The organism is Cellulomonas fimi (assembly GCF_012952065.1).
In the GTDB taxonomy this organism is placed as follows: domain Bacteria; phylum Actinomycetota; class Actinomycetes; order Actinomycetales; family Cellulomonadaceae; genus Pengzhenrongella; species Pengzhenrongella fimi_A.
In genome coordinates, this window is the sequence record NZ_JABCJJ010000022.1 from 20,454 (window position 1) to 42,584 (window position 22,131).

Below are 22,131 nucleotides of genomic sequence, written 5' to 3' on the forward strand. Positions count from 1 at the left end.
GACGTGTCAGACCGTGCGCGTGCCCAGGCGCGCGGCATGTCTGACAGCTCGCGTCAGGAGGCGCTCGCCCTCGACGTGTCAGACCGTGCGCGTGCCCAGGCGCGCGCTGGGTCTGACACGTGGGTCGGGGGTGCGCGGTGACCGCGACGATGACCCCCGCACGCGCGGCGCGGACGGATCGCTGGGAGCGAGCCCTCGCGGCGGCGCGGCCCGAGCGCATCGGGTCGGTCCGGACCGTCGTCGGCCTGTCGATCGAGGTCGCGGGCGTGGACTGCGCCGTCGGCGGGCTCGTCGAGATCGGCGAGCCGGGGGACACCGTGCTCGCCGAGGTCGTCGCGACCACGCGCGACGCCGCCCGCTGCATGCCGCTCGCCGCGGTGCACGGCCTGCGCGCCGGCACCCCGGCTCGCGCGCTGGGTCGCGCGATGACCGCGCCGGTCGGCCGGGGACTGCTCGGGCGCGTGCTCGACGGGCTCGGCCGGCCGATCGACGGCAAGGGCCCGCTGCGCGCCGCCGGCCAGGTGCCGGTCGACGCCTCGGCGCCGAACGCGCTCACCCGGCGTCGCGTCGACACGCCTCTCAGCCTGGGCGTGCGCGCGATGGACACCCTCACGACCGTCGGCCGCGGCCAGCGCATGGGCCTGTTCGCCGGCTCGGGCGTCGGCAAGTCGAGCCTGCTGTCGATGATCGCGCGCGGGACGGACGCCGAGCTCACCGTCATCGCGCTCGTCGGGGAGCGCGGGCGCGAGGTCCGCGAGTTCCTCGAGGACGACCTGGGCCCGGCCGGGCTCGCGCGCTCCGTCGTCGTCGTCGCGACGTCCGACGAGCCGGCGCTGGTCCGCCTGCGCTCGGCGTTCCTCGCGACCCGGATCGCCGAGTCCTTCCGCGACCAGGGCGGCGACGTCGTGCTCATGATGGACTCGCTCACGCGCGTCGCGATGGCCCAGCGCGAGATCGGGCTGTCGGTCGGCGAGCCGCCGGCGACGCGCGGCTACCCGCCGTCGACGTTCTCCGTCCTCGCGCAGCTGCTCGAGCGTGCGGGCACGGGGGAGTCGGGCTCGGTGACCGGCCTGTACACCGTGCTCGTGGACGGCGACGACCACAACGAGCCGATCGCCGACGCCGCGCGCTCGATCCTCGACGGGCACGTCGTGCTCGACCGCAAGCTCGCCGTCGCCGGCCACTTCCCGAGCATCGACGCGCTCGGCTCGATCTCGCGCGTCGCGTCGCGCGTGACGACCGACGAGCAGAAGCGCCTCGCGACCGTGCTGCGCCGGGTCATGGCCGCGCGTCGGCAGGCGCAGGACCTCATCGACGTCGGCGCGTACGCGGCCGGGACCAACCCGCTCGTGGACGCCGCCGTCGCGCATGCCGACCACATCGACCACTTCCTGCGTCAGGGCATGACGGAGCAGGTCCCGGCGACCGACTCGTGGCAGCGCCTCGGTGCGCTCGTCGCCCGGCTGGGGGTGGCGTGATGGAGCGTGCGTTCCGGCTCGCGGGCCTGCTGCGCCTGCGCAAGCTCCAGGAGGACGAGGCCGCCGGTCGCCTCGCGCTCGCCAACGCCGAGCTCCGGTCGGCAGAGGCGGTCCGCGTCGGCACGCAGGCGACGCTCGCCGCGCACTCCATGCCCGACGGCGATCGCCTCGCCTTCGCGCGTGGGGTCGCCGGTCGTGCGGCGCTCGGTGGGCTGGTGACCGAGGCCGTGACCGTCGCGGGCGCCGCCGCGGACGTGGCGCGCGTACGGACCGGGGAGTGGTCGGCGACCCGCTCCCGGTCGGTCGCGCTCGAGAAGCTCGAGGACACGCACCGCGCCGAGGTCCGGTCGGAGGACGACCGCCAGGAGCAGCTCGCCCTCGACGAGATCGCCTCGCGCCGCGCGGCGTCGGTCGGCGTGGGTGCGGGTGGCTCGATGCTCGCCGACGGTTCGAGGAACGGAGCAGTGCGATGAACCTCCAGCTGGTGCTACCGCCGACGCCGCGCACGGACCCGGTCGCGGCCGCTGCGGGCGGTCGGGGGTCGGCCGACCGGGCGTCGCGGGGCGAGGCGTTCGCGTCGGCGCTCGACGCGCAGGTGGCCGACCCGCGTCCCGGGTCCGACGCGTCCTCGGCGTCGGGCGACCGGCAGCCGGACCCTGCGGTCACGGAGCGTGCGGACGACGCGCCCGACGCGCGCGCGCTGCCCGACGGCGAGACTCCGACCTCTCGGGAGACGGCGGCCACGGTCGCGCCCGAGGCGGTCGTCGCCACGCCGGTCGTGATCGCGCTCGGCGGGACGCCCGACGCGGCCGACGTCGGAGCGGCAGGCACCGACGACGGCGCTCGCGCCGCGACCGCGACCCTCACGCCGGCGGGCGGTCCGCCGCCGACCACGGCCGCGGCGACCCCTGTCACGCAGACCCCCGCCGCGCCGACCACGGCCGCGCCGACCCCTGTCACGCAGACCCCCGCCGCGCCGACCACCGTCACGCCGAGCTCCGCGGCCCGGGACGTACCCGCACCGGGCGCGACGCCCGCCGTCGTACCCGGTGCGGCGAACGACGGGGCGACGGACACCGACGGCACCTCGGCCGGTGGCCACGGACCGCAGGACGACAGGGGCGCCCGCCCCGGCGTCGTCGGGTCGCTGACCGCGGCCCCGGCAGCGAGCGAGGCCGTCGAGAGGCCCGTCGAGAAGGTGACGACGCCCGCGGTCCCGGCCGCGGCGTCGTCGGCGGTCGGCGAGGGCGCGGGAGGCGGCGAGCGCGTCGTGGTCGCGGTGCCCGCGGGGACCTCGAGCGCAGCCGCCGCCGCGCCGGCCGCACCGGTGGCCGCGCCGTCGAGCGCGCTGCCCGACCGTCCCGTCGCCGCCCAGCTCGCCGGCCCCCTCGCGACCCTGCGGACCGCGGCGCCGGGCGAGCACGTCATCGTCGTGCGGGTCTCGCCCGACACCATCGGACCCGTGCGCGTGCTCGCCCACATCGGCGCCGAGGGCGTGCGGATCGAGCTGCTCGGCGGCTCGGACCACGCGCGTGAGGCGCTCCGGGCGGCGCTGCCCGACCTCCGCCGCGACCTCGCGGGTGCCGGCCTCCAGGGCCAGCTCTCGCTCGGCACGGGCAAGGAGCAGGCCGGGTCCGACGCCGGGGCCGGCCTGGGCGGTCACCGTGGCGGTGCGCAGGGCGAGCCGTCGGGCGCCGGGCGCGGGTCCGAGTCAGTGCGTGCGCCGCGAGCCGGCGCGATACCGCCGACGGGACCGCCGAGATCGACGACCGGGCTCGCCGGCCTGGACGTCACCGTCTGATCCGCCGGACCCCGCACCACCACCCAGCCACCTCACCCGTCGACCGCACCACCACCCAGGAGCCGCACCCCATGAGCATCGAGACGATCACGTCGGCCAGCTCCGGCATGTACTCGCCGGCCGCCGTCGAGGCGAGCGCGAAGAAGGACAACGCCACGCTCGACAAGCAGGCGTTCCTCGGGCTGCTCATCGCGCAGCTCAGCAACCAGGACCCGAGCTCGCCCATGGACAGCGACTCGCTCATGACCCAGACGACGCAGATGGCGTCCATGGAGGCGCTCACCGAGCTCTCCACCACCCAGCGCGAGAGCTTCGCGCTGCAGATGCGGGCCAACGCCGCGGCGCTCGTCGGGCAGCAGGTCAGCTACACGGGGGCCGACGGGAAGACCGTCTCCGGCGTGGTCGCGGGCGTGTCCTACGCCGGGTCCGTGCCGACGGTGACCGTGGGCGAGGACGAGATCCCGCTCGACGCCATCGCCTCCATCCGCTCCGCATCCACCCCCCCAGCCCCCGCGGCCCCCGCAGCTCCCGCTGCTTCCTGAACCACCCCATCGAAGGGAACCGACCATGCTCCGCTCGCTCTTCTCCGGCATCAGCGGCCTCCGCGCCCACCAGACCATGCTCGACGTGACCGGCAACAACATCGCCAACGTCAACACGACCGGCTTCAAGTCGTCCCAGACGCAGTTCCAGGACACGCTCTCGCAGGTCCTCACGAACGCAGGCGGCGCGCAGGAGGGCGTCGGCGGCACGAACCCCGCCCAGGTCGGTCTCGGCGTGCGCGTCGCGGGCATCACGACGAACTTCCAGCAGGGCGCCGCGCAGCTCACCAACCGCAGCACCGACATGATGATCAACGGCGACGGGTTCTTCACCGTCCGCAGCGGCAACGAGCAGCTCTACACGCGGGCGGGCTCGTTCAACTTCGACACGCTCGGGCAGCTCGTCACGCCCGACGGCGCCCTCGTCCAGGGCTGGGCCGCGGCGGGGGACGGGTCGATCGACACGAACGCGCCGCTCGTCGACCTGCAGCTGCCGATCACCACGCTGATGGGCGCGCGGGCGACGGCGGCCGTCGGGTTCCAGGGCAACGTCCCCGCCGACGCTGCTGACGGGACGATCCTGAACCGCACGATCGAGGTGTTCGACGACCTGGGCAACGCCCGCACGCTCTCGCTCCAGCTGACCAGGTCGGCGACGGGCTGGTTGGTCGCCGGCGGCGACGGCACGGCCGCCGACGGTCCCTACGCGATGACGTTCGACGCAACGACCGGGGCACTCACGTCGCCCGCCTCGCTCACGATCGGGGCGGTCGCGGTCGACCTGTCGACGATGACCGGCTTCGCGGGCCTCGAGACGGCCAAGGCCGCGTCGCAGGACGGGCGCGAGGCGGGCAACCTGCAGTCCTTCTCGCTCAACGCGGACGGCACGCTCATGGGCTCGTTCAGCAACGGGCTCAAGCAGGCGATCGGCCAGATCGCGCTCGCGACGTTCGCCAACTCGACCGGGCTCGAGAAGTCGGGCAACTCGCTCTACCGGACCACGGTCAACTCGGGTGCGGCGCAGGTCGGCACGGCGGGGACGGGCGGCCGCGGCGGGCTGTCGGGCGGCGCGCTCGAGATGTCGAACGTCGACCTGTCGTCCGAGTTCACGAACCTGATCATCGCCCAGCGCGGGTTCCAGGCGAACAGCCGCGTGATCACGACGTCCGACGAGCTGCTCCAGGAGCTGGTCAACCTCAAGCGCTGATGCCGGGCACGGGGCGGTGGTCCGCGCCACAGGCCACGGATGCCAGGCCCGTCGCACCCGGGCGGTAGTGTGCCGGGACGGCACTCATCGGTCGGAGGATCGCAGTCTTGGAGCTCTACGCGCTGATGTCCCTGGCGCTCGTCGCCGGGGTGATCTCGTTCACGTCGCCGTGCTGCCTGCCGATGCTGCCGGGCTACGTGTCCTACGTCTCCGGGCTGCGCCAGCCGGTCGCGGCGGCCGGCGGAACGGTTGCCGTCCAGGAGCGCACGCGGGTGATGACCGGCTCGGTGCTGTTCGTGGTCGGGTTCACGCTCGTCTTCACCGTGCTCGGGATCACGGCGTCGGCCCTGGGGTTGCTGCTGGTGCAGAACCGGCAGGTCATCAACGTCGTCGGAGGCTCGTTCGTCGTGCTGATGGGCCTGGTGATGGTGGGCGTCGTCCGGGTGCCGCTCCTGCAGCGGCGCTTCGCGATCGACACCGCACGGTTCAGCCGTGGCCCGGCCGGTGCGCTGCCGCTGGGCGCTGCGTTCGCCTTCGCGTGGACACCGTGCGTCGGCCCGGTGCTCACGGCGATCCTCGCGACCGCCGCCGGCTCGGGGACGCTAGGACGCGGCATGGCGCTCCTCGTCGCCTACAGCCTCGGCCTCGGCATCCCGTTCCTGCTGCTGGCGGCCGGGATGATCCGGGGCAAGCGGCGGCCGGAGTGGCTCGCGCGCAACACCCGCCGCATCGAGCTGGCCGGCGGGGTGCTGCTCGTCGTGACCGGCCTGGCGATGGCCACTGGAAGCTGGAACCAGCTCATGAGCTGGTTCCTGGCCTCGTACGCACGCATCGGCTGGCCGCCCATCTGACCTCGACCCCGGCGCTCGCCGCCGGAGGCCGCCCTCCGGCGGGCGTCAGCCGCCAGGCTCCCTCTGCACCGGACCGTTGACGACCTCGCCCGGCGACCTGCCGGCGAGCACCTGGTCGAGCGTGCTGGACAGCAGCGGAAAGTTCGAGGCACCCATGATCTTGGCCACGATGGTGCCCTCCCGGTCGATCACGAAGGTCTCCGGGACCCCGTAGACGCCGAAGTCGACGGCACCCCGGGACCCCGAGTCGGTGACGTACTCGTAGCTCTCGCCACGCCCGAGCTCGTCGAGGAAAGCCGTCGCGGTGGACTGCCGATCCTGGTAGTTCACGCCGACGAACGTGACGCCGGCGTCGGCGTAGGCATCGGAAGCGGCGACCAGCTCCGGATGCTCGGCGCGGCACGGGACGCACCAGGACGCCCAGAAGTTGACGACCACGACCCGGCCTCGCAGGTCCGCCAGCTTCAGAGCTCCCTCCCTCTCCAGGTACGGCCACTCGATGTCGGGCGCCGGCGTGCCGATCAGGGGCGAGCGCACGAGCGTCGGATCTGTGCCGAGCCGTGCCCCGAGCACCGCGCCCAGGCCCACCACCCCGGCGAGGACGAGCACCGCGAGCCACCTGAACATGCCCGCCCGCGACCGCGGGCGTCGGTCGGCGGTGACGAGGGCCGGGACGGCCGGCTCAGCGGAGGCGCCCGGCTGCTGCGTCGAGCGATCCTGCCCCAGCGACCGCGCACGCTCATCCGGCGGCGGGCCGACCTCGGCGTCGGCCGTCTTGTGCCCGCTCATCCGCCACCTCCGGCCGCCAGGCGCGCCTGGACCTCCTGCTCCAGCGCGGCCATCTGGTCCCGCACCTCCGGCTCGGCCGGCAGCTCCTGCATCCGCCGCACGGCCTCCAGCGCGCCGCCGGGGTCGTCCTGCCCGTAGAGCCGGACGTTGGCCTGCACCCACCACGCCAGGGACAGCTCGGGGTCGCTCCGGACCGCCTCGTCGGCGAAGCGTGCCGCCTGCCCGGCGTCGTCCAGCATGAGAAGGATCCAGCCCAGCGAGGCCAGCGCCTCCGCGTTCTCCGGCTGGCGGTCGAGCACCTGGCGGTAGTGCGGGACGGCCTTGTCGAACTCACCCTGGTCGCGGTAGCGCCCGGCCAGCGCCAGCCGCATGCCGATGACGTCGGGGTTGGCCACGACGACGCGCTCCATCTCGGCGTCGCTGACCTTCGACAGGTCACGCCCCGGTGGTGCCGACGGAGACGGCCCGGGCTCCGGGTCGACCTGCATCACCTCGTTACCGCTGACGAAACCGCCGTCCGGTCGCTCCTGCAGAGCGGGAGGGAGGACGACGACGAGCGCCACGACGGCCGCGAGCGCTCCGGCGCCGTAGACCGCGGCACGCCACGTCACCCTGCGCGGTGGTTCGCCGTCGGCCGCGACGCCGTCGTCGTCGCCGTCCAGCACCGCGAGCGCCTCCGCCGCCGTGCGTTCGTAGCGCCGCCTCAGCGCCACGGCCGGGCCGGGCGGCACGTCCCCCGCGCTCACCTGCTGCTCGAGCTCGAGCAGGTCACGCAGCGCCTGGTCCCGCTGCTGCTCCATCCCGGCGCGGCTGGGGAGGCGTGGCCGCGGTGCCGTCACGGCTCCTCCTCCACGGTCGTGACCGACCGCAGCCGGTCGAGCTCGCGCCGGACGCGCTCGCGGTCCTCCTCCGGCAACGGCGGCACCTGCCGTCGGGGCAGGGTCGCCAGGACGCCGAGTGCGACCGCCGCAGCACCCGCCGGCAGCAGCCAGACGAGCAACGTCACGCCCTGCGCCGGCGGGTCGAGCACCACCCAGTCGCCGTAGCGGGCGCGGAAGTAGTCGAAGACCTCCTGGTCGCTGCGTCCGGCAGCGACCTGCTGGGCGACCTCGAGCCGCATGGCGGCAGCCGTCTCCGACGGGGAGTCCGCGATCGAGACGCTCTGGCACGTCGGGCAGCGCAGCAGCTGCTCCAGCGCGTAGGCGCGGTCCGCCGCAGGGCCCGGTCGGCCCAGCAGGCCCCAGGCCACGACCGCGAGCGACACCAGCAGCAGGAGGGGCAGGACGGCACGCCGGACCTGGCTACGCACGTGGGGACACCTTCTCGACGGACCGGACGGACCCCGATCCCGGCGTGACGGCTGCCGGTCCTGTACGCCGCCCCACCAGAGCCCACACCCCGCCCACCGCGACCAGGGTGCCCGCTGCCCACATGAGCCACATGAACGGCTTCGTGGACACGTTGATCGCGATCGAGCCAGGCTCGAGCCGCGTGAGCGAGATGTACACGTCCTCCGAGGGCCTGGTCCACACCGCGGGCGTCGCGACCGCCTGCGGCTGGTTGCGGAAGGCCGTGAGGGCAGGCTCCATCGTCCGGACCACCTCACCGTCCCGGCTGACCTCCAGGCGGGCGGCTCGGCGCGTGCGGTCGGGCATCTCGCGCTCGACGTCCTGCACGTAGGTGACGGTGTAGCCGGCGACGGAGAGGCTGTCGCCGATCTCGAGGTCGGCGGAGTCGCGCTGGGCCAGCCCGCTCGACGTCGCGACGCTGACGGCGAACAGCGCCACGCCGATGTGGGCGAGCTGTCCGCCCCAGTAGCCTCGGCGCCCCCGCGCGACGCGCCACACCCCGCGCAGCGAGCGCCCCGGCGCAGTGACGAGGAGCTCCCGCACGCTGGCCGCGGCGATGGTGGCGGCCAGGAGGACCGCGAGGACGACGGCCGCGTCGGTCACGCCCGCGACGACGAGGCCGACCGCGGAGAGGCTGCCCACCAGCAGCGGCCACGACACCTTCCGCCAGAGCACCCGCCCGCTCGCGCGGCGGTACGGCATGAACGGCCCGACGCCCATCGCGAGGAGCAGGGCGAAGGACAGCGGCACCGCCATCCGGTCGAAGAACGGACGGCCGACCGAGACCTGCTGCCCGGTCACCGCCTCGACGAGCACCGGGTAGAGGGTGCCGAGGAGCACCACGAACGCGTACAACGACAGCAGGACGTTGTTGACGAGGAACGCACCTTCCCTGCTGAGCAGGGACTCGGGCCGTCCGCCACCGACGAGGTCCGCCCCGCGCCAGGCGATGAGCCCGAACGAGACCACCGCCACGAGCAGGAAGAATCCCAGCAGCACCGGCCCGACCGCGGACTGGGTGAAGGCGTGGATCGAGGCGATGACGGAGGAGCGGGTCAGGAACGTGCCGAGCAAGGTGAGCGAGAACGTCGACACCACCAGGACGAGGTTCCACAGCTGAAGCATGCCGCGCCTGAGCTGGACGACCGCGGAGTGGATGAACGCCGTCGCGACCAGCCAGGGGATGAGGGCCGCGTTCTCCACCGGGTCCCACGCCCAGTAGCCGCCCCAGCCCAGCACGTCGTACGACCACCACGCACCGAGCACGAGGCCGCCGGTGAGGCCGGTCCACGCGACGAGGTTGGCGCGGCGGGTGCGGCGCAGCCACTCCACGCCGCCCTGCCGCAGCAGCAGCGCGGAGATGGCGAACGCGAACGGGACGGTGAAGCCCACGTACCCCAGGTAGAGCAGCGGCGGGTGGAACGCCACCATGAGGTGGTTCTGCAGCAGCGGGTTCGCCCCTGGCCCGTCGAGCGGCGGGTCGGCCAGGATCTGGAACGGGTTGGTCACCGTGGTGACGAGCCCGAAGAAGAAGACGGACACCAGGGCCATGACGCCCAGAGCGCCCGTCCCGAGCCGATCGGCCGTGCTGGGGATGCCTCGCGCGACCGCGACGACGAAGCCGGCCAGTACCAGCACCCAGAGCACGGAGCTGCCGTCGAGAGCCGACCAGGCCGCTGTCACCTTGAACAGCAGGGGGGTGGTGCGCGAGCCCGTCTCGGCGACGTAGGACACCTCGAAGCTGTTCGTGAGCAGGGCCGCCACCAGGGCGCCCTGGGCGAGCAGGCCGCCCGCCAGGATGCACGCGGCAAGGACACGCAGACGTCCGATCGGCACCGCGGCGGGACGTCGCTGGGCCCGCAGCGCCCACCACGCCAGCACGGCGGACCCGGCCAGCCCGAGCATGGCACCCGTCCAGCCGGCAGCAGCCCAGATCACGACGTCGTCCCGCCTGCCTCCGTCGCGGGGGCACGGTACTCCTCGTCGTGCTTGACGATCATGGTGTCGGAGACGAACACGTCCGCCCGCCACCTCCCTTCGACGACTACCCCGATGCCCTCCTGGAAGAGCTGGTTGGGCGCACCGCTGTGCTCGACCTGCACGGTGCCCCCGTCGGACTCGCCCACCACGGTGAACCGCACGCCGTCGGCGGTGGGGACGACGCTGCCGGCCTCGACGAGACCACCGAGACGGAAGCGCTCGCCGTTCGAGGCGGCCGCCCGCCCCGAGACCGCCTCGTCGGGCGTCAGGTAGTAGACGAGGTTGTCGTTGAGGTTGCCGAACATCAGCGTCCCGGCCAGCACGGCGGCCAGCCCGACCCCCGGCACGACGAACGCGCGCGCTCTCATCGCAGCTCCTCCAGCCGGCGCCGCGCCCGTGCCGTGCGGGCACGCAGGACGGTCAGGTAGACAGCCATGGCGCCGTACGCCACGGAGAAGCCCAGCAGGACCCAGCCCCAGTCAGTCACGTCATCCCTCTCTCTGGTCCATCTGCCTGGTCACAGCCGCGACCTGCGCGGCGGGCGCCGTGACGGCGGACCCGGCCACCGGCCGTCCCGGTGCCTCCGTGGCGGCGGCGAGCTCGGCCTCGTCGCGCGCCAGACGCATCCGCATCCGCAGGAACACCGTGAAGACGGCGCTGAACGCCACCACGTTCACCACGAGAGCAGCGAGCATGACGTGGTCGATGGTGGGGTCGCCTGGACGCAGGACGGTCGGTGGCTGGTGCAGGCTGCGCCACCACAGCACCGAGAAGTGCACGACCGGGACCTGGACGAAGCCGACGACCCCGAAGAGGGCGCTGTTGCGGGCGCGCCGGGTCGCGTCCACCGTGGCACGGCGCAACGCGAGGTACCCCAGGTAGACGAAGAGCAGCACCGCGGTGGTCACGAGCCGTGGGTCCCAGGTCCACCACACGCCCCAGACCGGCTTGCCCCAGATGGCGCCGAGGGCGATCGCCAGTCCCGTGAAGAAGACGCCGACCTCCGCGCTCGAGGCCGCGAGGCGGTCCCACCGCTCCTGGCGCGACCGCAGCCAGGCGACGCTGCCGACCAGGGTCAGGCCGAACGACAGGTACGCGAGCCACGCAGCAGGCACGTGCACGTACATGAGCCGCTGCAGCTCCCCCTGGAGCCGATCCGGCGGAGCCGACACGGCGGCCGCCAGCCCGGCGAGCACGAGGGCGCCCGTGGCCGCCCCCAGATAGCGGTCGATCCGGGTCATCCTGCCTCCTCCAGTGCACGCGCTGTCAGCACCGTGGCCAACAGCGCGAGCAAACCCGCCAGTCCCATGAGGACCAGCCATGGCCACGGTGCCCGAGCATACTTGGCCGCCTCGATGACCTGGGTGGCGCCCAGCAGGAGCGGCACTGCGAGCGGCACGACGAGCAGCGGACCCAGCACGGCGCGGCCGGGGACGCCGGCGGACACGGCTCCCGCCAGCGCGCCGAGCGCCGCCAGCCCGACCGCGACCAGCGGCAGCACGAGGAGAAGCGCCGGCCACCCGGGGATCCTGGGGTCGTACAGCGCGACCGCAACCGGTGCGAGGAGCAGCTGGAAGGCCAGCAGCAGCACGGCGTCCGCGACGACCCGGGCCAGAGCCCGAGCGACGGGGTCGACCCCGCACTGCGCGAGCAGCGCTCGAGGTCCGGGCCCGTCCTCCGCGCTGTGCCGCACCGTCAGCATGACCCCGAAGAGCAGGACGACGAGCCAGTAGAAGCCCGGTCCCACCTGGCGCAGGAGCGGGACGTCCGTCCCGACGGCCATCGGGAGCAGGAGCAGCGCGACCGCACCGAACGGCGCGACGACGAGCAGGGCCTCACCGGTGCGCCGCTCGAGCGCCAGCTGCAGACCCACGAGCGCCCGGACCTGCTCTCCTGCGCCGACTGCCCTGCTCACGGCACGCTCACGGAGGCAGGGACGACCGCGCCGTCGACGAGCTCGACCGCCCGGTCCACCATCGGTCGCAACCGGTCCCGCTCGTGCGAGACCAGCACGCAGGCACCCGACCGGGACCGCACCGCTTCGGTCAGGACCTGGACCAGGTGCACGCTGTCGCGATCAAGACCTGCGTGGGCCTCGTCCAGGAGCAGCAGGTGAGGTTCGGTCAGCAAGGCCCGGGCGAGGTCCGCCCGGCGAAGCATGCCGTGGGAGCACTGGTCGGCCCTCCGGTGCGTCGCCGCCGCGAGCCCGACCGACTCCAGCGCGGCTGTCGCGTCGGTCTCGTCGCGACCGGTCAGCCGCGCGACCAGGCGGAGGTTCTCCCCGAGCTCGAGCTGCGGGTACAGCGCGGGCTGGTGCCCGATGAGGGTGACGGAGGTGCGGACGGCGGCGCGGGCCGCGCGCCCTGCGGCGCCGTCGGCGCTGATGTCGGCCCCCAGGACCCGGCACCGTCCCCCGGCCGGCGGGATGAGGCCCGCGAGCATCCGCAGCAGGGTGCTCTTGCCGGAGCCGTTCGGTCCGAGCAGCCCGACGACCTCGCCCGCCTCCAGCCGCAGGTCCAACCCTCGCAGCACCGGGGTGCCCGCGATGTCGACGCGGACGGACTCCACGACCGCCACGGGACCCTGCGCGGGTCTGGACGCACGCCCGGTGAGAGCATGCAGCGGCTCCGGCATCGGCTTCCTCCGTCGGGTTCGACCCGAGGGCGGCCATCGCGACCACCTCCGCCGGACGAACGGGCATCAGGTTCTGCCTTGCATGGTAGGCCGGGTCCGCGACGACTCGATCCGGCCCGCGCGGTGTCGAGGCGACCGCAGGGGTCACCTGTGGTGACAATCACCATGACCTCGCCGTGCGGCGTGCCCCGACGAGCTCGCGTCAGGCGAGGTACGACAGCACGGTCATCATGCCCAGCTCACCGTGGTAGATGTTGTGGCAGTGGATCAGCCACTGGCCGGGGTTGTCGGCCTGGAGGTCCACCGAGAGGGTCTCCATCGGGAGCACGTTGACCGTGTCCTTGCGGATGCCACGCCCGCCACGGGCCGCGAGCGCGAAGGTGTGGCCGTGGACGTGCATGGGGTGGAACATCATCGACTCGTTGCGCAGGACGAGCCGGACGCGCTCGTCGCGTCGGATCTCCAGCGGCTCGTGGTCCCCGAAGGCCGCTCCGTTGATGAACCACTGCCGACCGCCGTCCACCATCTGCAGCGCCAGCTCGAGCTCCCGGTCGACCCCGCGCGGTTCCAGCGCGGCCGCCTCGGTGGCCCGCAGGTCCGCGTAGCTGAGCAGACGGCCCCCGAGCTCCGCGGGGCGCGCGACCGCGGACGGCGTCTCGCCGGAGGCGGTGCGGAGGACGGCGAAGCCGGGCGCGGCGTCCTTGCCCTCGGGGACGGCGACGACCGGGAACGCGCCGTCGCCCGCGGTGATCACCACGTCGTAGCGCTCACCCATGCCGATGATGAGCGTGTCGACCTCCACCGGCTCCACCGGGAAGCCGTCGGTGTGCGTCACGGTCAGGCGGTGGCCGCCGACCGCGAACCGGTACGCGGTGTCGCCACCGGCGTTGATGATCCGCAGGCGGAGCCGGCGCCCGGGTGCCGCGTCGATGACGAAGGGGTTCTCGGGGACCCGCCCGTTGACCAGGTGTGCGGGGTAGACGACGTCGCCGGTGTCGGCACCGAGGGGCTGGGCCGCGGACGGCATGCTGCCCTCCATGTCCATCCCGTCCATGCCCTCCATCCCGTCCATGCCCTCCATGCCTTCCATGGAGTCCATGCCAGCCATGGAGTCGTCGCCCATCACCATCCCCTCGCGGCGCATGCGCTCGAGGACGGCGTCGGGAGAGTCGCCCCACCCGTCGGTCCAGTCGTCCAGCACCAGGACGACCTCGTCGTCGTAGCGCCCGGGCTCCGCCGGGTCCTCGACGATCAGCGGCGCCTGCAGCCCCCGGTCGAGCTGCACCCCGACGTGCGGGTGGAACCAGTACGTTCCGGGGTCGGGGACCACGAACGCGTAGTCGAAGCTCGCGCCCGCGGCCACCGGGTCCTGGGTCAGGCCGGGCACGCCGTCCATGTCGTTGCGCAGCGCGAGACCGTGCCAGTGCACGGTCGTCTCGGCGGGCAGGTCGTTGACGAGCCGGACCCGCAGCTCGTCCCCGGCCGTCACGCGGATCTCCTTGCCGGGGACGACGCCGTCGTACGCCCAGGTCTGCACCGCCCGCCCGGCGAGGTCCAGCGTCGTCGGGGCGGCGCGCAGCTCGCGGCGCACCACCGTGCCGGTGGCCCGCCGCGCCGCCTCGGTCTGGGCGACGGAGGCGGCACCTGGTCCGACGGGCGCCGCGCCGGCGAAGAGCCGGGTGCCGGCGAACGCGCCGCCGCCCACGACGACGAGCCCGGCGGCGCCGAACTGCAGGAATCGCCGCCGGCTCAGGTCCTTGCGGGCATCAGGCGTGGAACGCGGACCGGGCGTGGAAGGCAAGGGGGAGCTCCATCCGTCTCTCGGGATCGTGAAGGGTGCGCCACGGGGCGCCGGGACATCGTCACCGTGCGGCACGAAGGTTCTGCTTGGGGACGATGAAGATCTCATGAAGCCGCAGGCCCGAGCGGTCGGCGGCGTCCGGCCGACAGTGGTCGGTCACCCCAGCAGCAGCGGTCCCAGGGACGCGACGAGCGCGACGGCCGCTGCCACGAGGGAGACGACCCGTCCGTGCGCGGTGGCACGAGGGATGCTCCGTAGCGGGAACAGGACCTGTCGCCCGAGCACGTAGGCCGCCACCGTCGCGACCAGCACGAGACCGCTGCCCACGCCGGGCGCCGTGAGGACGGCCAGCAGGGCGAGAGCCCCGAGGGCTGCGGAGAACCCGGACTCGAGCAGCTGCACCGGGATCCGTCGGACCCCGACGCGTCTGTCGGAGGACCAGACGCCCCACCGCGACGACGTCGGCCGGCCCACGCAGCACCCGCCGAACAGGCAGCCGAGCCTGCCGACCGCCATCGCGAGGAGCAAGCCGGGCGCCGTGACGTCGAGCGACGTGCCCAGGGGCAGGTCGAGGAGGAACGTGCCCGCCACGAGCGTCGCGACGGTGGTGATGACGAAGCCCTGCACCGACAGGCCCTGCGTCACCGGACTGCGTCCTTCTCTGCGGTGCGTGAGCAGGTAGTAGAGCTTGGCACCCGCCAGCCCGAGAGCGCTCGCGATCACGGTGAGCAGGAACAGGCGCGGTCCGGCCAGGCCGACCTGGCGTGCCAGGATGCTCTGGAGCACGAGCGCGAGGACGAACCCCGTGCCGACCAGCGCGGGCCATGCGCCGAGGCGCACACCGGGCGCGAGGGCGCCGACGAAGGGCGAGAAGGCGGTGCGGCCCGAGGTCGCAGCCCGCGGCAGCAGAGGGTCGCGCACCTCCATCCACGGGCTGGGCGCGCCCGCGGGTGCAGGCCGCACCGGCGTGGCCACCACCTCCCACTGACCCGGCGCGACGTCGGGGATCCGGGTGGTGACGGCGATCCGTCCGGAGCCGGGCAGGACCTTCTCGAGCGTCGACGTCACGGCGAACTCCGTGCGGCCACCCGGTGTCGAGGAGGCGCCCTCGCCGTCGGCACCACTCTTCAGGCGACCGCGGAGATGCACGTTCAGGGTGTACGGCTCGCCGGCAGGCTCCGCGTCGAACCAGTACGTGACACCCAGGGACTGCTGGTCGGTGTTCTCGAGCGGGCTGCAGCTGAGCTCCGTGATCGCGACCGGGGAGGGCAGTGCGTGCCGCGCCAGCCTAGGCTGCGAGTCCCGCGGCTGCGTGGTGGCAGCGGGGGCCGCTTCCGCAGCGGCCGGGGTCGCCGACGGCGACGCGGGGAGGTCGGCAGCGGCGCGCGGTTCCGCTGCGCGTGGCCGAGCCGGTGACGGCGTGGCGGCGGCGCGAGGCTGGGCGGGTGACGGCGTGGCGGCGGCGCGAGGCGTGGCGGGCGACGGCGTGGCGGCGGCGCGAGGCGTGGCGGGAGCGGCTGGACGTCCCTGTTGCCGCGCCTGAGGCGCCTTCTTGCCGCCGGGATCGGGCCGCCGTGCCGGGCGCGCGTCTCGGCGAGGGGTCCGCGTCTCGCCCGTGCGGAGGGGAGCCGGTCGGTGGGGTTGGCTCGGGGGCGGCGCAGCGGCTCGGAAGAAGGAGGCGCCGGCAGGCTTCTCGCTCGTCGCGCCGCTCGTCGTGCCGCTCGTCGTGCCGCTCTTCGCGTCGTGGTCGCCCGTCGGTGCAGCCTGCCGGTCCTTCGGCTTGTCGGATCCGGCGGACATCAGGACTCGCGGTGGACGCCACGGTCCACGGTGGCCAGGTTGGTGCTGCTCATCGGCACAGTGTCGCCGCCCTTCCGCGCAGTCTGCAGTTCCGAGCATGGAGAAGTGATGAAGATGCCATGCGTGCCAGGACGACGATACCGGTCCGGCGCGCAGGCCCCAGGACCACCCCGTGATCTCGCCGCGCACCTGCTCCCGCCTGGCCCGGGCGACGAGCACGCCGCGGACCCGACGGCCGCCGAGCCGCGACCGCGCCTGGTCCAGGTGATCCACACGTGGGCAGCGGTCGCCGTCGACCAGGACGACGAGCCCGATCGCAGCGCGAGCGCCGCGAGCGAGACGGTCCGGGCAGCAGGCGATCGTCTCCTCGTGGCTGCGCCATCGACGCGCCCATCGGGGCGGGCCGCCTCGACGAGGCGGTGGAGCTCGCGCTCGAGCTGATCGAGCACCTCGGGCGCGTGTGGAACGACTACTTCCTCGGCGCGATCCGGCGCGCGGCACTGGCGATCGAGGCGCCGTCTCGGAGTGTGACGTTTCGCCGGGGAGTCCCCGCGGATGGGCGGGTCGACGTCGCACTCGCCGGCAGGGGTGCCGGGCTCCGGTCGTGAGTGTGCCGTCTCGCCGGGACCCGTCGGAACCCCTCACACCCGCCGACTCCCCGCCGATCAACCCTGCACAGGGCTCATGGATGGGCCCGCTACTGCTCGGGACCCACGGACGGGATGGACATCGTGATCATCGTGACGCGCCTCAACGGCCCGCAGTTCGCGATCAACCCTGACCTGCTCCAGCGCATCGACAGCGCCCCGGACACGATCCTCACGCTCGTCGACGGCACCAAGTACATCGTCCAGGAGTCGATGGCCGCGGTCATCGACCTCGTCACGACGTACCGCGCGACCCTCGTCGCTCGCAGCCAGGACGTGCAGCAGAGCTTCGGCCTGCGCGCTGCGCCGGACGAGCCCGACGACGACGCGCCGCTCGCCACCACCGTCCAGCTCTACCCGCGGAGGGGCTGATGGATCCCGCCTCCCTCATCGGGATCGTCGTCGCGCTCGGCGCGGTTCTCGCTGCGATCATCCTCGAGGGCTCGAGCCCGATGTCGGTGATCCTGCCCGCGCCCATGCTGCTCGTCATCGGCGGCACGCTGGGCGCCGGGCTCATGGGCAGCACCGTCATCGACGCCAAGCGCGCGTTCGGCTCGCTCGGCAAGGCGTTCACCTTCAAGCCCCCGAACCCGGAGAAGACGGTCGAGACCCTCGTCGACCTCGCCGACCGCGCCCGCCGCGAGGGCCTGCTCGCGCTCGAGGACGCCGCGCGCGAGATCGACGACGAGTTCCTGCGCAGCGGCCTCCAGGGCGCGATCGACGGCACCGACCCGGACGACCTGCGCACGATCCTCGAGGACCGGATCCAGACCAAGCGCGCCGCCGACCGGGGCGCGGCCAAGTACTTCACCGACATGGGCGGCTACGCCCCGACGATCGGCATCATCGGTACGGTCGTCTCGCTCGTGCACGTCCTCGAGAACCTCGCGAAGCCGGAGGAGCTCGGCGAGCTGATCGCGGCCGCCTTCGTCGCGACCCTGTGGGGCCTGCTCTCGGCGAACCTCATCTGGCTCCCGCTCGGCAGCCGCCTCAAGCGCGCCTCGGACCTGGAGTGCGCGCAGATGGAGGTCGCGGTCGAGGGTCTGCTGGCGGTCCAGGCGGGCGCCAACCCGCGTCTGGTCGGCGAGCGGCTGCGCTCGCTCCTGCCGGCAGCCGATCCGAAGGCGGCCGCCAAGGCGGGCGCCGCCAAGAAGGCCGCCGCGTGAGCACCGCGCACAGGACCGGTGGCAGGCAGGGCCGCAGCCGCGGCGGCGCCCACGAGGAGGAGCACGAGAACCACGAGCGGTGGGCCGTGTCCTACGCGGACATGATGACCGTGCTCGTCGGCCTGTTCATCGTGCTGTACGCGATGAGCCAGGTCGACCAGGTCAAGTTCGAGGCCCTCCGCGACTCGCTCGCCCAGGGCTTCGGCAACGCGTCCGCGAACGTCCTCGACGGCAGCGCCGGGGTGATGAAGGACGCCGGTGCGGTGCCGAACAGCCCGCAGGCCAGCGGTGAGACGGGGCCGATCCAACCCGTCATCGAGGGCGTGCCGGGCAAGGACCCGAACGTCGAGCTCGCCAAGCAGGAGGTCACTCGGCTGCAGCAGATGCAGGCGGAGATCGAGGCGCGGCTCGCCGCCGTCGGCATGGCGCAGCAGGTCCGGTACCGGATCGACGAGCGGGGGCTCGTCGTCGGGCTCGTGGCGGACGACGTCTTCTTCGACCCGGCCAGCGCCGCCCTCAAGCCCGCGGCCCAGGCCGTGCTCGACGCCGCCGCGCCGCTGCTCGTCGCGATCCCCGAGGAGATCTCGGTCGAGGGCCACGCCAACATCATCCCGGTCTCCGGCCGCTACGCGAGCAACTGGGAGCTCTCGGCCGACCGCGCCACCCAGGTGCTGCGGCGCCTGGTCGAGACGGGCGGGGTCCCGGGCCGCCGCATCTCGGCGATCGGCTTCGGGGACACGCGCCCCCTGCCCGACCCCGACGGGGACCCCCTCGAGGTCAACCGCCGCGTCGACATCGTGATCCACAGCGCCGTGCCCGAGCCCGTCCGGGCCCTGGTGCCGAGCGTCATCGCCGGAACGGAAGGATGACCCCGATGCCCACCGAGCAGCGCGTGATCGCCAGCACGCCCCGCCCCGCAGGCGGTATCCGGGCCGGGCGGTCCGGGATCTCCGTCGCGCCCGCGCCGGCGGAGGAGAAGGCGAAGCCGACGAGGTCGAGGAAGAAGCTGCTGCTGCTCCTCGGCGTCGTGGTCGTGCTCGTGGCGGGCGCCGCGGCGTACGTCTTCCTCCTCGCGCCCGACGACGGCGCGGCGCCTCCCCCCGAGCCGCCGCCCGTGGCGGGCGAGGTGCTGACGGTCCCCTCGATCAGCGTCAACCTCGCGGACGGCCGCTACCTGCGGCTCGGCCTCGGGCTCCAGCTCACGGCCGACGTCGAAGAGGCCCCGGAGCCGGCGCGAGCCCTGGATCTCGCGATCGCCCTGTTCTCCGGGCGCAGCATCCAGGAGATCTCCGACCCCACGATCCGCGCACAGCTCAAGACCGAGCTCGCGCAGCTGCTCGCCGAGGCGTACGAGGGCGAGGTGATGGACGTCTACCTGACCGACTACGTCACGCAGTGACGTGGTCCGCGTGACCACCCCGTGGTGCCACCCTGCGAGGTGACATCCCATCGGCACGGATGCCGATGCGTTCACGGCGCCATGGAGGGCGCCACACCGCTCGCGCCCCGCGCGAGACGAGGGGCACGGCGCGAGACGACGCGACGTGAGCCGCCACGAGTCGGAGCCGGTTCCTCACAACCGTGCGCCCGCCGCCGATCACCCTCTCGTGACGGTCCAGGATGTCCAGCGCGCCACGTCGCGCCGCCGCAAGACCGGCCCCCCCGAGGTGTACGACTTCCGGCGGCCGATGACCCTCGTGCGCGAGCACGGGCGGATCCTCGAGATGGCCTTCGAGACGTTCGCCCGCCAGTGGGGCAACCAGCTGGTCGCCCGTCTGCGCGCGAGCGCCCAGATCTCGATCGACTCCGTGACGATGAGCTCGTACGACGAGTACGTCCGGAGCCTCCCGACGCACACCGTCATGGTGATGTGCACGCTCGACCCGAGCCGCGCGACCGCCGTCGTGCAGGTGCCGACCGCGATGACGATGAGCTGGGTCGACTACCTGCTCGGCGGCCCCGGCATGGTCTACGGCGAGCCGACCCGCGAGCTCACCGAGATCGAGTTCGAGCTGGTGCGCGACCTGCTCCAGCACTCGCTCGGCGACCTCACCTACGCGTTCGAGTCGATCCTGCCGATCAAGGTCGCGGTCCAGTCCGTGCAGTACGCACCGCAGTTCGTGCAGGCCGTCGCGGCGTCGTCGCCCGTGATCGTCGCGACGTTCACGGCCAAGGTCGGCGAGCTCGAGGACACCGCGACGATCATGCTGCCGGCCGACGTGATCCTCGCGAACCTCCGCGCGGGCGAGGCGACCGACAGCCGCACCGCCGACGAGCGTGCCGCGCACGCCGACGCCCTCGCGCGCCTCGCGCTCGGGATGGAGGACGTCCCGGTCCCGGTGGCGGTCCGCTTCGGACCGGTCACCGTGCGCCCCGCCGACGTGGTCGGCCTCGCCGTCGGCGACGTCCTCCAGCTGAACCACCCCACCACCCGTCCTCTCGACGTCGTCGTCGACGACGTCGTGCTCGCCCAGGCTGCGGCCGGGACCCAGGGCACGCGGCTCGCGTGCCTCGTCGTGAACTCCGAGGAGACCTCCTGATGCCCGCCACCGCTCCGCGCGCCGCGCAGACCGCCGCAGCCCCCGCGCAGACCGCCGCCGCACCCCCCGCCGCGACCGCACGCGCCGCCGCCGACCTGCTGGTCACGCTCCTGCCGTCGACCGTGCCGCTCGCGGTCGCGCCGCTCGGCCCCGGGCAGGGTCCCTCGCCCGCGGACTCCGCCGTCGTCGCGACGTTCGTCGGCGCGACGAGCGTCGAGCTGGTGCTGGTCGCCGAGCTCGCGGTCGCGCAGGCGCTCGTCGGCGACGGCGCCGCTCCGCTGTCGCTCGCCGACGCGCTGCGCCCGGCGCTCGAGGCCGCGGCGGGCGCGTTCGGCCCCGGCGTGCTCGACGTCGCGGAGGTCCGCCCCGTGGGCGGGGACCTCGCGGGCGACGGCCTCGAGGCCTTCGCGCTCGTGGCCGACGGCGCCCCCCAGGCCTGGTTCGGCGTCCGGGCCCGCACGAAGGCCCCCGTCGTGCCGCAGCAGCGCGACGGCGTCGAGCGCGCGGACCTGCGCCTGCTCTACGACGTCGACATGACGCTCACCGCCGAGATCGGCCGCACGAAGCTCCCCGTCCGTCAGGTGCTCGAGCTGGTGCCCGGCGCCGTGCTCGAGCTCGACCGCGCCGCGGGCGCGCCCGCCGACGTCATGGTCAACGGGCGTCTCATCGCGCGCGGCGAGGTCGTCGTCGTCGACGAGGACTACGGCATCCGCATCACCGAGATCGTCTCGGCCGACGCCGCCACCGCCTGATGGACGCCCTCCTCCTCGGGCTGCGCGTGGCGCTCGCCCTCGCGTCCGTGCTCGGCCTGATCTGGTTCGCCGGGCGCAAGCTCGCGGGCACCGCCGGCGTGCGCCGCACCCGCTCGGTCCCGCTCGCCGTGATCGGCCGGCAGTCGCTGGGCAAGGGTGCGGGCGTGGCTCTCGTCGAGGTCGCGGGCCGCGTCCTGCTGCTCGGCGTGGGTGACCAGGGTGTGCGCGTGCTCACGGAGATCGACGTGCCTGCGGCCGACGGAGCCGACGACGGCGCCGCTGCGCCCGCGGCCGACGCGCCACGTGCTGTGGCTGGGCTGGGCGGCGTGCTGGTGCCGGTGACCGAGGTGCGCGAGGAGCTCGACCTGTCGGTGCTCGAGCAGGACCCGACGGCGCTCGACGACCCCGAGCGGGTCGCCGAGCTCGCGGCGCTCGCGGGCCTCGCGGCGTCCACGAGCGCGCGGCGGTCCGGCGCGCTGCAGACCGGCGCGCTGCAGACCGGCGCGCCGACCGGCGCACGCCAGACCGGCGCACGCCAGACCGCAGCGCTGCAGGGCTCGATCCTGTCACCCGAGACGTGGCGTCGTGCGGTCGACGTGGTGCAGCAACGGACCGTGCGCCGGTGACGGCCACCCAGCGCCTCGTGCGGACCGTGCTCGCGGTCGCTACTGGGACGGCCGCGACACCGTGGAGCAGATGCGCGCCGGCGGGTCGCGGAACTGGCGGCAGATGGAGTGGCCCGGGTTCCACTTCGAGGAGCAGGTCGGCGCCCTGCTCAACGTCGCCTACCCGAC

Annotated in this window: 25 protein-coding genes; 14 read left to right on the forward strand and 11 right to left on the reverse strand. The window is 73.8% G+C overall.

All coding sequences use genetic code 11. The annotated features are described in order from the left end of the window. Positions 1 to 149 precede the first annotated feature (149 nt). From HIR71_RS12575 to HIR71_RS12600, 6 genes are all read left to right on the forward strand, one after another. Entirely contained in the window at positions 150 to 1,478 is a 1,329-nt protein-coding gene (locus HIR71_RS12575; protein ID WP_169325420.1) for a FliI/YscN family ATPase, read from the forward strand. Then, positions 1,478 to 1,951 (forward strand): flagellar export protein FliJ, encoded by a 474-nt coding sequence (locus tag HIR71_RS12580; protein ID WP_169325421.1) that lies wholly within the window; start codon positions 1,478 to 1,480, stop codon positions 1,949 to 1,951. Before HIR71_RS12575 ends, HIR71_RS12580 begins: the two co-directional genes overlap by 1 nt. Beyond that, positions 1,948 to 3,279: a flagellar hook-length control protein FliK gene (locus tag HIR71_RS12585; protein ID WP_169325422.1), complete on the forward strand. Its 1,332-nt coding sequence runs from the start codon at positions 1,948 to 1,950 to the stop codon at positions 3,277 to 3,279. The genes HIR71_RS12580 and HIR71_RS12585 overlap by 4 nt, the downstream gene beginning before the upstream one ends. Positions 3,280 to 3,350: 71 nt before the next feature. Beyond that, the gene (locus HIR71_RS12590) at positions 3,351 to 3,821 is read left to right on the forward strand and encodes a flagellar hook assembly protein FlgD (RefSeq protein ID WP_169325423.1); all 471 of its coding nucleotides are present in this window, start codon (positions 3,351 to 3,353) and stop codon (positions 3,819 to 3,821) included. Between the two features lie 25 nt (positions 3,822 to 3,846). Beyond that, entirely contained in the window at positions 3,847 to 5,028 is a 1,182-nt protein-coding gene (locus HIR71_RS12595) for a flagellar hook protein FlgE (RefSeq protein ID WP_169325424.1), read from the forward strand. A gap of 107 nt (positions 5,029 to 5,135) precedes the next feature. Beyond that, positions 5,136 to 5,879, forward strand: coding sequence for a cytochrome c biogenesis CcdA family protein (locus HIR71_RS12600; protein WP_169325425.1), 744 nt, complete (start codon positions 5,136 to 5,138; stop codon positions 5,877 to 5,879). Between the two features lie 45 nt (positions 5,880 to 5,924). Here the strand turns inward: HIR71_RS12600 and HIR71_RS12605 are convergent, their stop codons facing one another. The 11 genes from HIR71_RS12605 to HIR71_RS12650 all read right to left on the reverse strand — a co-directional run bounded on the left by HIR71_RS12605 (position 5,925) and on the right by HIR71_RS12650 (position 15,581). Further along, a complete protein-coding gene (locus HIR71_RS12605; protein WP_211374151.1) occupies positions 5,925 to 6,668 on the reverse strand; it encodes a TlpA family protein disulfide reductase in 744 nt (247 codons plus the stop codon). Beyond that, the gene (locus HIR71_RS17520) at positions 6,665 to 7,507 is read right to left on the reverse strand and encodes a tetratricopeptide repeat protein (protein ID WP_169325426.1); all 843 of its coding nucleotides are present in this window, start codon (positions 7,505 to 7,507) and stop codon (positions 6,665 to 6,667) included. Before HIR71_RS17520 ends, HIR71_RS12605 begins: the two co-directional genes overlap by 4 nt. Further along, a complete protein-coding gene (locus HIR71_RS12615; RefSeq protein WP_169325427.1) occupies positions 7,504 to 7,977 on the reverse strand; it encodes a cytochrome c-type biogenesis protein in 474 nt (157 codons plus the stop codon). Before HIR71_RS12615 ends, HIR71_RS17520 begins: the two co-directional genes overlap by 4 nt. Then, positions 7,970 to 9,955: a heme lyase CcmF/NrfE family subunit gene (locus HIR71_RS12620; RefSeq protein ID WP_211374152.1), complete on the reverse strand. Its 1,986-nt coding sequence runs from the start codon at positions 9,953 to 9,955 to the stop codon at positions 7,970 to 7,972. The genes HIR71_RS12615 and HIR71_RS12620 overlap by 8 nt, the downstream gene beginning before the upstream one ends. After that, positions 9,952 to 10,365, reverse strand: coding sequence for a cytochrome c maturation protein CcmE (locus HIR71_RS12625; RefSeq protein ID WP_169325428.1), 414 nt, complete (start codon positions 10,363 to 10,365; stop codon positions 9,952 to 9,954). Before HIR71_RS12625 ends, HIR71_RS12620 begins: the two co-directional genes overlap by 4 nt. Further along, entirely contained in the window at positions 10,362 to 10,484 is a 123-nt protein-coding gene (locus HIR71_RS17225; protein ID WP_282959289.1) for a hypothetical protein, read from the reverse strand. The genes HIR71_RS12625 and HIR71_RS17225 overlap by 4 nt, the downstream gene beginning before the upstream one ends. A gap of 1 nt (position 10,485) precedes the next feature. Continuing rightward, the gene (gene ccsA, locus HIR71_RS12630; RefSeq protein ID WP_169325429.1) at positions 10,486 to 11,238 is read right to left on the reverse strand and encodes a cytochrome c biogenesis protein CcsA; all 753 of its coding nucleotides are present in this window, start codon (positions 11,236 to 11,238) and stop codon (positions 10,486 to 10,488) included. Continuing rightward, complete coding sequence (locus HIR71_RS12635) at positions 11,235 to 11,912, reverse strand: heme exporter protein CcmB (protein WP_169325430.1); 678 nt, start codon at positions 11,910 to 11,912, stop codon at positions 11,235 to 11,237. The genes ccsA and HIR71_RS12635 overlap by 4 nt, the downstream gene beginning before the upstream one ends. Then, positions 11,909 to 12,565, reverse strand: coding sequence for an ABC transporter ATP-binding protein (locus HIR71_RS12640; RefSeq protein WP_211374153.1), 657 nt, complete (start codon positions 12,563 to 12,565; stop codon positions 11,909 to 11,911). The genes HIR71_RS12635 and HIR71_RS12640 overlap by 4 nt, the downstream gene beginning before the upstream one ends. Positions 12,566 to 12,833: 268 nt before the next feature. Next, a complete protein-coding gene (locus HIR71_RS12645; RefSeq protein WP_249051845.1) occupies positions 12,834 to 14,432 on the reverse strand; it encodes a multicopper oxidase family protein in 1,599 nt (532 codons plus the stop codon). Between the two features lie 156 nt (positions 14,433 to 14,588). Beyond that, a complete protein-coding gene (locus HIR71_RS12650) occupies positions 14,589 to 15,581 on the reverse strand; it encodes a prolipoprotein diacylglyceryl transferase family protein (RefSeq protein WP_211374154.1) in 993 nt (330 codons plus the stop codon). 1,070 nt (positions 15,582 to 16,651) lie between these two features. Between HIR71_RS12650 and HIR71_RS12655 the strand changes: the two genes are divergently transcribed. The 8 genes from HIR71_RS12655 to HIR71_RS12690 all read left to right on the forward strand — a co-directional run bounded on the left by HIR71_RS12655 (position 16,652) and on the right by HIR71_RS12690 (position 21,963). Continuing rightward, positions 16,652 to 16,840 (forward strand): hypothetical protein, encoded by a 189-nt coding sequence (locus HIR71_RS12655; RefSeq protein WP_169325433.1) that lies wholly within the window; start codon positions 16,652 to 16,654, stop codon positions 16,838 to 16,840. A gap of 114 nt (positions 16,841 to 16,954) precedes the next feature. Continuing rightward, positions 16,955 to 17,251, forward strand: coding sequence for a flagellar FlbD family protein (locus HIR71_RS12660; RefSeq protein WP_211374155.1), 297 nt, complete (start codon positions 16,955 to 16,957; stop codon positions 17,249 to 17,251). Beyond that, positions 17,251 to 18,045, forward strand: coding sequence for a motility protein A (locus tag HIR71_RS12665; RefSeq protein ID WP_169325434.1), 795 nt, complete (start codon positions 17,251 to 17,253; stop codon positions 18,043 to 18,045). The genes HIR71_RS12660 and HIR71_RS12665 overlap by 1 nt, the downstream gene beginning before the upstream one ends. After that, entirely contained in the window at positions 18,042 to 18,914 is an 873-nt protein-coding gene (locus HIR71_RS17525) for an OmpA/MotB family protein (protein WP_169325435.1), read from the forward strand. The genes HIR71_RS12665 and HIR71_RS17525 overlap by 4 nt, the downstream gene beginning before the upstream one ends. 5 nt (positions 18,915 to 18,919) lie before the next feature. Beyond that, complete coding sequence (locus HIR71_RS12675) at positions 18,920 to 19,444, forward strand: flagellar basal body-associated FliL family protein (RefSeq protein ID WP_169325436.1); 525 nt, start codon at positions 18,920 to 18,922, stop codon at positions 19,442 to 19,444. Between the two features lie 208 nt (positions 19,445 to 19,652). Further along, positions 19,653 to 20,585, forward strand: coding sequence for a flagellar motor switch protein FliM (locus tag HIR71_RS17530; RefSeq protein ID WP_169325437.1), 933 nt, complete (start codon positions 19,653 to 19,655; stop codon positions 20,583 to 20,585). Beyond that, positions 20,585 to 21,337 (forward strand): flagellar motor switch protein FliN, encoded by a 753-nt coding sequence (gene fliN / locus HIR71_RS12685; RefSeq protein ID WP_169325438.1) that lies wholly within the window; start codon positions 20,585 to 20,587, stop codon positions 21,335 to 21,337. The genes HIR71_RS17530 and fliN overlap by 1 nt, the downstream gene beginning before the upstream one ends. Further along, positions 21,337 to 21,963: a FliO/MopB family protein gene (locus tag HIR71_RS12690; protein ID WP_169325439.1), complete on the forward strand. Its 627-nt coding sequence runs from the start codon at positions 21,337 to 21,339 to the stop codon at positions 21,961 to 21,963. Before fliN ends, HIR71_RS12690 begins: the two co-directional genes overlap by 1 nt. The last annotated feature ends 168 nt before the right edge of the window (positions 21,964 to 22,131 follow it).